The following is a 12652-nucleotide window of genomic DNA, read 5'->3' on the forward strand; positions in this document are numbered from 1 at the left end:
CTTACCCCTGGGCCGGCTCGGGCAGCAGCCTGAGCTGGCCCAGGAGTTCCATCTGGTCGAAGTAGGCGTGGTGCGAGGTGATCACGCCGTCCTTCACCGTGGCGACGTCGCAGCTCCTGACCCTGAGCTGCCTTCCGGTGGGCGGCAGCGTACCGCCGGTGGGCAGGCTCAGCGGCCCGGTGTTCGTGCCAACGACGAAGCCTTCGACGACGGCCACGTCCCCGGCCTCGTGCGTGGCTGTCCGTTCGTACCTGACGTCCGGCATCGCTTCCCAGAAGTGTGAGTAATAGTCCGCGATGGCTTGTCGGCCGGTGATCGCGTCCTGGTCGGGGGTGCGGACCACGGCGTCCACGGCGTAACAGCCCGCCAGCGTTTCCCTGTCCTTTGCGTCCATGGCCGCCATCAGCCGGTCCATGACGTCGCGTGCCTGTCCCATTACAGCCTCCATTGATGTGCCGGCGCCGGGCCCGGTGCCCGCGTCCATGAAGGAAACGTACGACGGCGGAAGGCACCGTCGCGATCCCCTCGCCGGGGGTTTAGGGTCACGCCGGAAACCCCCAAATCAGGGGATTGCGGCGCTGGCTGCCGCGACGATACTGGAGGTATGTGGGAGGAGCGCGCGGAGCGTGCCCGGCGTGACATCGCCGCCATGGCCGCAGGCGGGATGGACCTGGCCGACCTCTACGCGGCGGCGCTGGCCGTCGTGCAGCGGGAGGTGCCGTTCGAACAGGGCTGCTGGGCCGCCGTGGACCCCGACTCCATGGTGATGACCTCCATCACCAACTGGCAGCCGTGGCCCGTGGCCAGCCATCAGTTCGAGGAATATTTCCTGCGCTTTGCCCAGTCCGAGTACACCGGGCGGGAGCCGAACACGTTCGTGGAACTGCTGCGGCGTCCCCGCCCCATCGCCAGGATCTCGGACGCGCCGCACCGGGAGGTGGTGCGCAGCGTCCGGATCAACGATCTGCTCAAGCCCCTGGGCCTGGAACATGAGCTGCGTGCCGCGTTCCGGGTGGACGAGGCGTGCTGGGGAGTGGGCAGCATATTCCGGGAAGGCGGCCGCGACTTCACCGACCGGGAGGTGGAATTCCTGGGCGCGGTGTCCGCCACCCTGGCTGCGGCGACCAGGGCGGCCGTCCGCGTGGCGCACCCAGCCGGGCCCGCCGCCGTCGGGCCCGTCATTGTCCTGGCCGGGCTGCACGGGGACCTGCGTGCAGCCACGCCCGCGGCTGCGTCCTGGCTGGCCGCGGTGGAGGACGCGGCGCCCGGCCGCTTCAGCCAAACGCTCCTGGGGGTGGTGGCGCAGGCGCACGCCGCAGCATCCGGGACGGCCCGGGCGAGGATGCGCGACGCCGGGAACAGCTGGGTGGTGCTGCAGGCCAGCCGATTGATCACCGGCGATGACCCGGAGCAGATGGTGGTGACCGTGGAACCTGCCACCACCCATGAACTCGCCAGCCTGCTGCTGATGGCGTACGGCGTCACGGCGCGGGAGCGGGACGTCTGCCTGGAGGTGTTGTCGGGCGGTTCCACCGCGGAGATCGCCGGGCACCTGTTCATCTCCCCGCATACCGTGCACGACCACCTGAAATCGGTCTTCGAAAAAGTGGGCGTCGGGAGCCGGGGCGAGCTGGTGGCCCGGCTCGTGGCGTGAGGGAAGGGAGGACGCATGCATGCGCTGGCGGATTCCATGCGCAGGCACCCGTTGCCGTGGTACTCCGCCGTGACCTTCCTCCTGTCCTGGGGAGCCATCGTGGCGGCCGTGTGGATGGTCACCGGCGGCCTGTCGCCCACACCCGAACAGTTCCAGCGCACCCTCCCCGCCACAGTGCCCGCCATGCTGCTGGGGCCAGCGGTGGCAGGCCTGGTCCTGACAGGAATCGTGTCGGGACGGGAAGGGTACCGGGAGCTTTGGGCGCGGCTGCTGATCTGGCGGGTCGAGGTGCGCTGGTATCTTTTCGCCCTGCTGGCCGCTCCGGTGACGCTGGCCGCACCCGTGCTGGTGCTCTGGATATCGTCCCTGGATTATGCGCCGCGGATTGCCACGGAGCCGGACAGGGTTGGAACACTCGTCACGGGATTGGTCCTGGGGCTGGTGGCCGGGCTCTTCGAGGAGATCGGGTGGACCGGGTTCGCCATTCCCAGGGCCAGGCAGCACTACAGCGTTCTCTGGACGGGGGTCCTGGTGGGGGTGCTGTGGGGCGCCTGGCACTTCTTCGTGAACTACTGGGGTGGTGGCGGGACGAACGGCGGCGTGCCGCTGGCGGTCTTCATGCCGCTGTGGGTTGCCGGTGTCCTGGCCGGCCAGCTGACGGCCTACCGGGTGCTCATGGTCTGGGTCTACGAGCACACGGGGAGCGTGTTCGTGGCGGCGGTGATGCACGCCAGCCTGGCGGCATTCCAGTTCATCCTCAACCCCCTGGCACCGGGAGTTCCCCAGCAGGTCTACCCGTGGGGGCAGGCGGCCACCATGTGGCTGCTGGTAGCCGCCGTGGCACTGACCAGCCGGGGCGAGATGACGGGTCCGCGGCGGTTCCTGCCGATCCACGTCCGGTCCCGGCACCGGCCGCCGCGCCGGCGGAGGTAGCCTACGGGGTCAGGCGGGTGGTGGCGGGAAGATGCTGCGCGGGATCAAACCGGTCGAAGGACGAAGCGCCAATCACGAAGATGCCGCGCTGGGGGATCCAGAAATCACCCAGCCTGGTCTGCACGGTGAGTGGCTGTGGGGTGCCGAGGTCCTCGCCGCCGAGGGTTGCCGTGCTGCGGGAGATGAACCACATGCGCCGGGGTTTGGCCCGGAAGCCCTGTTTGTTGGGGACGCTGCCCGTCAATCCGAGGTGTCCCGCGCTGAGCATGGGGCCGGCGGCGGAACCCATGGTCTTCAGGAATGCCTTACTGGATAAGAGCTTGTTGGGCAGCGCCGTCATGACTGCGCTCATGGCCGCGGTGATGGGCGTCGATCCGAGTTCCACGTCCCAGGTGAGGTCCACTTCCTGGCCGATGGTCACGGTGAAGGATGTGTCGCCGGTCCAGTCGACGCCGACGTCGCACTGGACGGCATCGGTGAGGCCGGCGCTGAAATAGCGGGCGCAGGAGACATCCGGTGCTGCATTCGCGTAGATGGTCCAGGAGCCGGAGGGCCTGCGCAGCCAGACCGAGGTGTAGCCCGGGCCCACGCTGGTCACGGGGAAGCGCCGCATGGCCAGGACGTGGCCGGTGCTGAACGTCAGCCCCATCACGCCGTATCCGGAGAACCGTTCGTCGTCGCCGGGAGCGAGCGTGGCCTGGTGTTCCGCTTCGAGGGCCCGCGTCCGGATGGTCTTCATGGCTATTCGCCTCCCCATGGATGGTGGGCTGAGTTTACGCCCGGCCCCGCGCGGCTACAACGGACGTCGAGTCCGGGTGAGTGTTACGGGGCGTAAGCTTCCTTTGCCTGGTCGCAGGGCTTATTTCATGGCGCCCGTGAGCATGCCTCCCACGTAGTACTTCTGGAGCAGGACGTAGATGACGATGCACGGGATGATGGTCACCGCGACGCCGGCCTGCAGCGCTCCCCAGTCCAACGTCCCAAAGGTGCCGCTGGAGAGCACGTTCAAGGCGACGGGAAGCGTGTACTTGGACTGGTCGGTCATCAGGATCAGCGCTGCGAAGAACTCGTTCCACGAGGCGAAGAAGGTGAACAGTGCGGTGCTGATTACCCCCGGAAGCGCCACTGGAAGCAGCACCCGGACCATCGCCCGAAGCACGCCGCACCCGTCCACCAAGGCGGCTTCCTCGATGCTCGACGGTAGCGCGGCGAAAGAGTTTCGCATCAGGAAAATGCCGAAGGGCAGATTGAAGGTGGTGTAGACGAGCATCAGGCCCAGAAGGTTGTTGGTCAGCCCAATCTGGTGCAGCACCAGGTACAGCGGCGTGATGACCGCCTGGAAGGGAATCATGAAGGTGGCCAGCGTGGCGAAGAACAGCAAGTTGCTGCCACGGAACCGCAACCTGGCGAAACCGTAGCCCGCAAGCGTGCTTAGCACGATGGTCAGGAGGGTGGCGCCGATGGAGACCATGACGCTGTTGCCGAGCTGCTGGATGAAGCCCGCGCCCCCGTTCTCGTTGCTGAAGAGCTTGGCGAAGTTGCCCCAGGAGAAAGAACCGGGGAACAGCGTCGGCGGAGCGGCCGCGGCCTCGGCGGGGGACTTGATTGACTGGGAGACCACCACCCAGAACGGGTAGAGGAACAGGGCCGCAAGGCTGACATTGATGATCCACCAGGCTGCGCGCGGCACCGGGCGAAGACTGGACTGCAGTGAAGTCATGAGGGGTCCGTTTCCGAAGTGGTGGACTAGTTGTGGTCCGAGTTGCGGAGAATGAGCATCTGGATGGCGCTGACGATCGCGAGCACGATCATCAGCAGGGCCGAGAGCGCGGCGCCGTAGCCGAGCTGGAAGCCCTGGAAGGAAACCCGGTAGATGTGGTAGACCGCGGTGATGGTCTGGTTGGCCGGACCGCCGCTGGTCATGATGTAGAACTGGTCGAAGGCCAGCAGGGAACCGGCCACCGAAAAGACCAGCACCAGGGCGAGAGTGGGCCGCAGCAGCGGCAGGATGATGTACCGGAACACCTGCGTCCGGCTGGCACCGTCGATCCTGGCCGCTTCCTCGAGCTCAACGGGTATGGACTGCAGCCCGGAGTTCAGCAGCAGCATCTGCATGCCGGCGACCTTCCAGACCACCATTGCGCATACGATGCCCAATGCGGTGGCGAAGGTGCCGAACCAGTTGTCCGAGTGCGATGCCAACCCGCTGCGGGTGAGTAAGTCCAGCATGGGCCCGATGTTGGGCTGGGCCATGAAGAGCCACAGGTAGCCGGCGGCGGCGAAGCCGACCACCACCGGCAGGAAATAGATGGACTGAAAGACCCTGGATGCTTTTCCAGGGCGCCGGATGAGCAGTGCCAGCGCGATTCCGATGACCAGCAGCAGGGGAGTCATGATCAGCGTGTAAAGCAGGGTAAACCCCGCCGCACGCAGGAAGTCCTGGTCCTGGAATGCGGTTGTGTAATTTCCCAGGCCGATGAAGCTGATCTTTCCCAGCAGCGGCCAGCGGTTCAGGGACATCCACAGCATCAGGACCACGGGCAGGAAGAAGAAGACGGTGAGGAGGATCAGAGCCGGGGTGACCACCGCGGCGCCGAGCCTGCTGCGCGAGGTGGAAAGGGTCCTCCGGCGCCCCCGGGGGCGCGGAGGCACCGACGGGCGTCTGATCTTGCCGGGCCGCGCCGTCACGATGGTGTTGTGTGCCAAGGTAGTTCTCCTTTAGGACAAGACGGGTGCTGCCGCGGTCTGCGGCAGCACCCGTGGAATGTCAGGGTCCGGTCTGGATAATCTGCTGGGCGGCCTGCTGCGCCTTCTGCTGCGCGGCCTGGACGTCGCCGCCGAATACGGCCTCGTTGATCATGGTGGCCCAGGGCCCGTTGTTGTCGTTGAACAACTTGTTTTCCACGACGCTGTATGGTGTCTTTCCGGTTTCGAGCGCCTTGCTGAAAATCTCGTTGCGGGGGTCCGCCGAGGCATAGACGCTCTTCACCAGGTCGGTCCTGACAGGAACGATGGAATTCTTGGCCAGCAGGGTCTGGGCCTCGTCGCCGGTGGCCCACTTCACGAAGTCCCATGCCGCAGGCTTGTTCTTCGATCCCGTGGTGACGGCAATGTTGTCACCACCCGCAAAGGAGGCCGACCCGCCGTTCTCGCCCGGGATCGGGGCGATGCCGTAGTCGATCTTCTTGTCCGTGTTCAAGGTCTGCGTGAAGAAGGCACCGAGCACCACCATGCCCACTTTTCCGGCCTGGAACAGGGCGGGCTGGGCTGTGCCGGAGTCGGTCTTCGCCGCCTCCGGCATCACGCCGGCGTCGTGCATCTGCTTGTAGAACGTCAACGCCTTGGTTACCTCGGGGGAATCCAGCTTGGCGGTCTTGCCATCGGCGGAGAGCACGTCACCACCGCTGGCCCAGACGCTGGGTGTGAACTCGAAGATGTTGCAGCCGCCGCATTGTCCGGCCATGGTGAAGCCGTAGGTGTCCGGTCCCAGTGCACGTATTTTCTTGGCTGCGCTGAGGATTTCCTCGTAGTTGGCCGGCGGCTTGGCGGGATCAAGGCCCGCCTTTTGAAAGAGTTCCTTGTTGTAGAACAGCACGGACGCTTCCGCCGTGAAGGGCAGGGCGTAGGTCTTGTCCTCCCAGGTGGAGAGTCGGGCGTGGGACGGGCTGAGCTTGTCCTTGTACGGCAGTTTGGATGCCTCGTCCGTGATGTCCTGCAAGACGCCGGTGGACGCGAAGTAGGGCAGGTAGACCAGGTCGATCGATGCCACGTCCGGTCCCGACCCGCCGGCGGTGGCGGTGCCGAATTTCTGTACGAAGTTTCCGCTGGGCACGATGGTCACCTGGACCTGGGCCTTGTGCGACTTGTTGTAGGCATCCGCAAGGATGTCCATGAATCCTTTCTGCGAATCGCGTGCCCAAAGCGTGATGGTCCCGCTGGGCTCCCCGCCGGAGGAGGCCTGCAGCGTGTCTGAGCCGGAAGGTCCGCCGCAGCCGGTGGCTGTGAGGGTGAGGGATGCCGCCAGCGCCAGTGCTGCGGCGAGTTTTGTGCGTTTCATATGCTGTTCCTCTTCATAGGGATGGTGTGGCGGTGCAGCTAGGCGACGGGGATCCAGACCCGCATGGCGGCCGGACCGCGGTTCGCCCAGCGGAAATACGGAATGGCAGTCAGTGCGACGGGCCGCTGCTCCACGGCATCAGCTCCGTGGGTTCGGTAGAGCGGTTGCTGCCCCGGGGTACGGGCCACTCCTGCGGCCTTGAGTATCGTTCGCACCCCCGGGATGCCGTCCGCGGGGATGATTTCCACTGGAGCGGCCGCGTCGATGGCAAGGTCTTCAAGTACGACGCCGTCTGCCTGGTCGTGTTGCTCCAGGCAATAGACGACAGGTCCACGCGCCAGGGCGACGGTTCCGCGGACGGCGTCAACACGTGGGTTAGCGCTAACAATACGGGCCGGCATGGGTAGTGTGAGCAGGACTGTGGTCCTGCCTTCCCAGTCGCGGTGCAACCGGATATAGCCCAGTGCGTCCGGCGCGGCCTCCACCGCGGAGCCGTCAATCACAACCTGGGGGTGCTCGCACCAGGAAGGGATGCGCACAGAAAGCGTCCATTCGCCGGCAGGGGCCGTAACCTCGATGCTGGCCGTCTCGTCCCACGGGTAATCCGTTGTGGTGGCAACTGATACTTCACCACCGAAAGGCTCGCCCGAAGCGCGCACCTCGCCGTCATGCAGCAGCTGAAGCTGCAGCCCGGACTCATCCTGCGTGGCCACGTAGTGGTGCAGGGACGCCACCAGTCGTGCCAGGTTCGGCGGGCAGCAGGCGCACGCGTACCAGGACAGGCGTTCCGACGGCGCGTCCTCGGTGGATCCGTCGTGGCCGGTGCGCAGCTGCAGCGGATTCGAGTAGAAGAAGCTGTTGCCCTCCAGGGAGGTCGAGGCGGCGATGCCGTTGTAGAGGGCCCGTTCCATCTCATCGGCATATTTGCCATTGCCTGTGGCGAGCAGCAGGCGCCAGCTGAAGTGCAGGCTCGCTATGGAGGCGCAGGTCTCGGCGTAGGCGCGGTCCGGTGGCAGCTCAAAGGTGTCCCCGAACGCCTCGTCCCGGTGGCGCGATCCCAGGGCGCCGGTCAGATAGGCCTTTTGGGAAAATATGTTCTCCCATAGCGATTCGGCGGCCTCCAGCAGGGACCGATCACCGTTTTCGAGGTAGGCATCGGCTACTCCGGTTGAGAGGTAAACCTGCCGCACCGCGTGCCCGGTTGCTTCCTGGGCTGCCTTGCGAATGGGAAGGTGGTCCTGGAAATACTGGCGGCCGAACCTGTCGTCGGGCAGGATGTCGTGGCCGCGCAGGTCCAGTTGCCGGACTGCCGTATCGAGGTAGCGTTTGTCTCCGGTCAGGCGGTAGAGCTCCACCAGTGCCGTTTCTACTTCCGGGTGGCCGTCAATCTTTTCGACGCCGCCCGGGCCGAAGGTTTCCACGACGCAGTCAGCAACACGGCGGGCCACCTCCACGATGGTTCCGTTTCCGGTGGTGCGGGCCGCTGCCACGGCGGCCTGCAGCAGGTGGCCGGCGGTGTACAATTCATGGCTCCATTGGAGCTTGTCCCAGCGCTGGCCGGGCTCGACGCCTTGCACCCACGTATTCAGGTAGCCGTCGGACTCCTGCACCTTGGCCAGGAGGGTGCCCACGGACTCCAGGTACTCTTCCCAGCGCGGGTCGGCCTGGCGGCCGGCCTCCCATCCCACCGCCTCCAGCGTCTTGTAGAGGTCTGTGTCCTGGAACCAGAAACCCCGGAAGGCCGCATCGCTCTCGCCGGCCAGGCGCCGGAAGTTGTCCAGGGCGCCGCTGGATTCCACATTCTCTATGCAATGGGGGATGGTGGCAGTCCGGTTGAGCTCCTGCCAGCTGCCCAGGTGTCCCTCCGGGCGCAGCCGCGCGGAGTTGAAGGCCAGCGGGCGAAGCGCGTAATGCCCGGACGCCGTCGCCCCGACTGGCCCTGCTGCGGTCCCGTTGCTGGCCCCCTGGCCGCTGGCCGGTGCCGGAATGTCGTGAACAGATGTCATCAATGACCTCTTCCATGGTGTGAATCGAAGGGTGATGCGACAGAATCCGGAAATCCGGAAACGGAAAATTAGGAAATCGTCTTCCGAAGCCCGACTCTAAGTGACCTGCGTCTCATGTGTCAACGGTTTCTGATAGGCTGCACAAGGATTACAGGCAGTTCGTGCAGTCGGGGGAGCTTGTATTCCCGGGTCAGGAGAGGGAGGCATGTCGGAAAATAGTTTCCGTAATTCCGGCATAGCGGCGGTAGCCGCGCTCGCGGGAGTTTCGACCGGAACAGTGTCAAAGGCCTTGAACGGCACGGGCCAGCTGCGGGAGTCGACGCGGCTGCGCGTCCGCGCTGCCGCGGAGGAAGTTGGCTGGCTGCCCAATGGCGCAGCACGAAGCATCCGCGGTGGCAGGACGTACACAGTGGGGGTGATCACCACCGACAGTTACGGACGCTTCAGCATTCCCATTCTGCGCGGGGTCGAGGACGCGCTCGGCCTCGGGGAGATGCTCTGCTTCCTGTGCGACAGCCGGGACGACCCCATCCGGGAGCAGCACTACGTGCGTACGCTCCTGGCACGGCAGGTTGATGGAATCATCGCCGTCGGGCGCAAGGTGGATCCGCGGACGCCGCTGGGGGAGCACCTGCCCGTACCGGTCATCTATGCCTTTGCGCCGTCAACCGATCCGCTGGACTGCTCAGTCACCGCGGACGAGCGCGGCGGCGCCCGCCGTGCCGTTGACCACCTGATCAAGACCGGCAGGCGTCGAATCGCCCACATCACCGGCCTGGAAAACCATGCGTCCGCCGCGCTGCGTGCGGAAGGTTTCCTTGCCGCCATGGCTGATCAGGGCCTGGAGCCAGTGGGGGACATCTGGTATGGAAGCTGGAGTGAGGAATGGGGCCACAACGGGGTCCGTGCGCTGCTGGCCAACCACCCGGACGTGGACGCCATCTTCTGTGGCAGCGACCAGATCGCCCGGGGCGCCGCCTATGAACTTGAACGGCACGGCCGGTCGATCCCCGACGATGTAGCACTGATCGGCGTGGACAACTGGTCCCCGTTCACCGATGGGTACCGGCCGCATCTTTCCAGCGTGGACCTGAACCTTTCCACGATCGGCCGCCGCGCGGGGGAGGCCCTGTTGTCAGCCCTGGACGGGGTCCCGCGTCCAGGGGTTCACATTGTGGACTGCGACCTCATCGTCCGGGAGTCCTCAGGTCCGCCGAGGTGACCTGCGGGACAAACCGCAGCGTCACGCCCGCGGGGCCGGGGGCCGCCGGTGCCGGTGGTGGAGTTCGTAGTGGTCGAACACGTCGGAGGACGTGTCTCCCACATGGCCGAACTTTCCGCGCAGCACTTCTGCCAGGTCATCCAGGGCCGCGTAGAGCATCCGCCCGGCAAACCGCAGTTCAGGGTTGTCGCTGGCCTGGGCTTCCGAGGCCAGCTGGTGGGCGTAGGCAAGGGTGGCCGGCAGCGATCCCCGCTGTTCCACCTCGTGGAAGTAGTAGGTCTCGTGGAAGGACAGGAGATCGATGCTCACGGACGCCACGTTTTCGGCCATCGCCTCCAGCAGTCCCGCCGCATGACCGGCTTCCAGCGCCGCGATGCCGGAGGTTCCCGCCGCTTCCCGGAACAGGTTGAGCCGGTGGGCAAGGGCACGCCGCCGGCTCAGCGCCGGGTAGGTCTGCAGGATCCAGGAAACCGTGGCGGTGAGCAGGCCAAAACCTGCCACGGCCTGGAACGCCATCACCAGCCGGAGGACCGGATGGATGGCCACGATCTCACCGAAACCGGCGGTGGACAGGGCCACCAGCGAAATGTAGAGCGCCTCGGCGAAGTCGGCCTGCCGGGGGATGTCGTTCGAATAGGAGAAGCCGGCCGGCAGGTGGGGGAGGTACAGGAGCGCCCAGCCCACGGCAGCCAGGGTGGCCCAGGCAGCGATGACCGCAGCCATGGCCAGCGGTGCGGCGACTGATGAGGCGCCGCCCCTGAGTTTCCTGGACAGCAGCCAGAACCCGCGCATGATGGTCCGTCCCACGGGACCCGAGCCATGCGGGTAGAGCAAGGTGTGGAAGACGTCGGCGATCATCAGCAGAATCAGCGCCGCGCCAACCGCCGTCAAAAGCACGCCCTCGAAGTCCATGCCTCATCTTAAGTGCCGCGGAGTGCCGGTCCGCTGGCTAGGCTGGCGCAATGGACTTTCGACTTCGCCAGGCCACCCCGGAAGACGCCGAGGCCGTGGTGCTCATGCAGACGCTGGCGCACGAGGAGTGCTACCCGCACCTGCTCTCGCCGGCCTTCTTCGAGCGGCGCCGGGCCGGCATCCCGGAACGGGTGGAGCGGCGACGGGCGTTCCTGGACACCCGGGAGCCGCGGATCCTCGCCTTCGACGCCGACAACCAGCTGGTGGGCTACGCGGACGCCGGCCCCGGGCGGGAGGACGACGCTCCTGAAGCGCTGGAGCTTTACTCGATCTACACCCTCAGGCGCACCTATGGGAGCGGCCTGGGGGCAGCACTGGTGCGTGCCGCCGTCGGCTCCGGTCCGACGTACCTGTGGGTGCTGGAAGACAACCCGCGCGCGCTTGCCTTCTACCTGAAACAGGGGTTCCGGCCCGACGGTAAACGCAACACCCTCCCACCCGAATGGGAGGCACTTCCCGAACTCCGGCTGGTCCGGAGGGCCAAGGAGGCAACGGAGCGTTGAGGAGGGCCTATGCCTACTTCGCCGCGCTGGTGGGCATCATCTGCGTGGCGTTCATCCTTGCCATGCTCTTCCTCCCGCTGAACCGGACCGTCCGCAGCGATGTGCTGCAGGGCTTCCTGATCGGCTTTGGCCTGGCTTTCGTCACCGCCCAGGTGTACGCCAGGATCAAAGCCGTCCGGGTGAACGGGTGGATCACCATGCCCGGCCTGGGCGATCCCGGCAACGGCGTGCTGCTGCGCGCTGCCTGCGCCCAGCTGTTCCCGGGCCCGGTGAACACACCGGAAGAAGCGGTCTACTGGTGGGCCAATTCTGACGCCTCGGGCGCCCTGCTGACCGGCCGGCACCAGTACGTCCTCCGGTTCCCGCCCGGCGGACTGCCGCCCACCAACGCCTTTTGGTCACTCACGATGGGCGACGCCCGGAACCGCTTCGTGGCCAACCCCCTCCACAGGTACAGCGTGAGCGACAGGTCCGGACTGGTCCCCGGCCCTGACGGCTCTGTTGAGGTCTGCATCCAGGCCATCCCTCCGGCAGGCCGCGAACCCAACTGGCTGCCCGCCCCGGACGGAAAGTTCATCCTCTGGCTGCGTGTCTACGAGCCCGGCTTTGCAGTCCTGGACGGAAGCTATGTGGTTCCGGCAGTGGCCAGGGCGGGAGGCGGGACGCCATGAAGCTGGAACACCTGCTCATCTTTTTCACGGTCATGGCGGGCACGTGGTTCGCTGCCACCTATTTTTGGCCCCGCATGCTCCTCTCCGTTTTCAAGCGGGCCATCGTGGTCAAGGGCTTCGGCGAAGGTCCCATTCCCGTCAACACCCTCTACACCCAGTCGCAGGCGCTCTTCGCAGACCCGCTCAATATGCCGGCGGGCACCTCCCGAGTGGCATCGGCCGGCGTCAACCGGGACACCCTCCTGACCTTGGGTTGGCTGGACCTCTCGAAAGGTCCACTGGTGCTCCACGTGCCGGACATGGGAGGGCGCTACTACAGCGTGCAGTTCACCAACCCCTCGAACAACACCAATTTCGCCTACGTCGGCAAGCGCACCACCGGAACAGGGGCAGGGGACTTCCTCATCACAGGGCCTGGATGGTCCGGTGTTGTTCCGGGCGGGATGGGGCATATCGCTTCTCCACGCCGCTCGGTGCTCCTCATCGGCCGCGTACTGGTCTACGACGACGGCGACCTGCCAGCCGCGCACAGGCTCTCGACGCAGCTTCGCCTAGCGCCCCTGCCGTAACTTCGTGAGGGCACAGCGGACGACGGCGGCACGGGGCCGGGTGCCACAGCTGACTTTGGCGCGGC

General features: G+C 66.1%; 13 protein-coding genes. 6 read left to right on the top strand and 7 right to left on the bottom strand.

All coding sequences use genetic code 11. From position 1 onward, the window contains the following. Position 1: 1 nt before the first annotated feature. Positions 2-436: a nuclear transport factor 2 family protein gene (locus LDO22_RS18905; RefSeq protein WP_224025251.1), complete on the bottom strand. Its 435-nt coding sequence runs from the start codon at positions 434-436 to the stop codon at positions 2-4. A 168-nt stretch (positions 437-604) separates the two neighbouring features. Between LDO22_RS18905 and LDO22_RS18910 the strand changes: the two genes are divergently transcribed. Both LDO22_RS18910 and LDO22_RS18915 read left to right on the top strand, forming a co-directional pair. Continuing rightward, the gene (locus tag LDO22_RS18910) at positions 605-1654 is read left to right on the top strand and encodes a LuxR family transcriptional regulator (protein ID WP_224025252.1); all 1050 of its coding nucleotides are present in this window, start codon (positions 605-607) and stop codon (positions 1652-1654) included. A 15-nt stretch (positions 1655-1669) separates the two neighbouring features. Further along, on the top strand, positions 1670-2587 hold the full coding sequence (locus tag LDO22_RS18915) for a CPBP family intramembrane glutamic endopeptidase (protein ID WP_224025253.1): 918 nt from the start codon (positions 1670-1672) through the stop codon (positions 2585-2587). A gap of 1 nt (position 2588) precedes the next feature. Here LDO22_RS18915 and LDO22_RS18920 read toward each other — a convergent pair whose 3' ends face one another. The 5 genes from LDO22_RS18920 to LDO22_RS18940 form a co-directional block, all read right to left on the bottom strand. Continuing rightward, on the bottom strand, positions 2589-3326 hold the full coding sequence (locus LDO22_RS18920; RefSeq protein WP_224025254.1) for a hypothetical protein: 738 nt from the start codon (positions 3324-3326) through the stop codon (positions 2589-2591). Between the two features lie 120 nt (positions 3327-3446). After that, positions 3447-4307 (bottom strand): carbohydrate ABC transporter permease, encoded by an 861-nt coding sequence (locus LDO22_RS18925; protein ID WP_224025255.1) that lies wholly within the window; start codon positions 4305-4307, stop codon positions 3447-3449. Between the two features lie 26 nt (positions 4308-4333). Further along, positions 4334-5293, bottom strand: coding sequence for a sugar ABC transporter permease (locus LDO22_RS18930; RefSeq protein ID WP_224025256.1), 960 nt, complete (start codon positions 5291-5293; stop codon positions 4334-4336). 61 nt (positions 5294-5354) lie between these two features. Further along, entirely contained in the window at positions 5355-6644 is a 1290-nt protein-coding gene (locus LDO22_RS18935; RefSeq protein ID WP_224025257.1) for a sugar ABC transporter substrate-binding protein, read from the bottom strand. 38 nt (positions 6645-6682) lie between these two features. Next, entirely contained in the window at positions 6683-8650 is a 1968-nt protein-coding gene (locus LDO22_RS18940; RefSeq protein WP_224025258.1) for a beta-L-arabinofuranosidase domain-containing protein, read from the bottom strand. Between the two features lie 205 nt (positions 8651-8855). On the opposite strand from LDO22_RS18940, the gene LDO22_RS18945 reads away from it, so the two are divergent. After that, positions 8856-9872 (top strand): LacI family DNA-binding transcriptional regulator, encoded by a 1017-nt coding sequence (locus LDO22_RS18945; protein ID WP_224025259.1) that lies wholly within the window; start codon positions 8856-8858, stop codon positions 9870-9872. Between the two features lie 21 nt (positions 9873-9893). On the opposite strand, the gene LDO22_RS18950 is transcribed toward LDO22_RS18945, so the two are convergent. Continuing rightward, entirely contained in the window at positions 9894-10784 is an 891-nt protein-coding gene (locus LDO22_RS18950; RefSeq protein ID WP_224025260.1) for a potassium channel family protein, read from the bottom strand. A gap of 50 nt (positions 10785-10834) precedes the next feature. Between LDO22_RS18950 and LDO22_RS18955 the strand changes: the two genes are divergently transcribed. The 3 genes from LDO22_RS18955 to LDO22_RS18965 are packed head-to-tail and all read left to right on the top strand — an operon-like array spanning position 10835 to position 12587. Then, positions 10835-11347, top strand: a complete 513-nt coding sequence (locus tag LDO22_RS18955; protein WP_224025261.1) for a GNAT family N-acetyltransferase — start codon at positions 10835-10837, stop codon at positions 11345-11347. Further along, a complete protein-coding gene (locus LDO22_RS18960; RefSeq protein WP_224025262.1) occupies positions 11344-12018 on the top strand; it encodes a DUF1214 domain-containing protein in 675 nt (224 codons plus the stop codon). Before LDO22_RS18955 ends, LDO22_RS18960 begins: the two co-directional genes overlap by 4 nt. After that, a complete protein-coding gene (locus tag LDO22_RS18965) occupies positions 12015-12587 on the top strand; it encodes a DUF1254 domain-containing protein (protein ID WP_224025263.1) in 573 nt (190 codons plus the stop codon). The genes LDO22_RS18960 and LDO22_RS18965 overlap by 4 nt, the downstream gene beginning before the upstream one ends. The last annotated feature ends 65 nt before the right edge of the window (positions 12588-12652 follow it).

The sequence above is a fragment of the Arthrobacter sp. NicSoilC5 genome, from assembly GCF_019977395.1.
Taxonomy (GTDB): domain Bacteria; phylum Actinomycetota; class Actinomycetes; order Actinomycetales; family Micrococcaceae; genus Arthrobacter.